Raw genomic sequence first — 407 nt, 5'->3', positions numbered from 1 at the left:
ACGTAATCCTTCAGATGGCGCTGGAACGGCTCGGTGGCGAGCCGGAGCGCTGTCTCATGATCGGTGATCGCCTCGGGACAGACATCAGAATGGGGAACCAGGCCGGGATGGAGACGGTACTGCCGCTAACTGGCGTTACCAGTACGGCGGACTTAGAGGAGAGTGACGTGAGCGCGGACCACGTCGTGACCGACCTTTCAGAACTGGCAGCTATCGTAGAAAACGGACAGTAGGTCCGGAAACAGGGGAGTAACTGTTTCCAGGGGTCTCGATACCCAGAGCTCAGTCGAGCACTCCGGGGTAGTCAGCGATGATTCCGTCGACACCGGCCTCGACCAGTTTCTCCGCCTGATGCCAGGTCGTTATCGTGTACGGGATTACCTTCCGACCTTCCTCGTGTGCGGTCT

General features: G+C 59.0%; 2 protein-coding genes. One reads left to right on the top strand and one right to left on the bottom strand.

The features are described from left to right. The coding region (locus IL252_RS17445) for an HAD hydrolase-like protein (protein WP_208629073.1) at window positions 1-233 on the top strand (233 nt) is incomplete at its 5' end. Between the two features lie 49 nt (window positions 234-282). Here IL252_RS17445 and IL252_RS17440 read toward each other — a convergent pair. Then, a partial coding sequence (locus IL252_RS17440; protein WP_279634296.1) for a glycerophosphodiester phosphodiesterase family protein occupies window positions 283-407 on the bottom strand: 125 nt, incomplete at its 5' end.

This window comes from Halomicrobium sp. IBSBa, from assembly GCF_017612575.1.
Taxonomy (GTDB): Archaea; Halobacteriota; Halobacteria; order Halobacteriales; family Haloarculaceae; genus Halomicrobium.
This window is presented reverse-complemented; position numbering and strand designations above follow the sequence as displayed.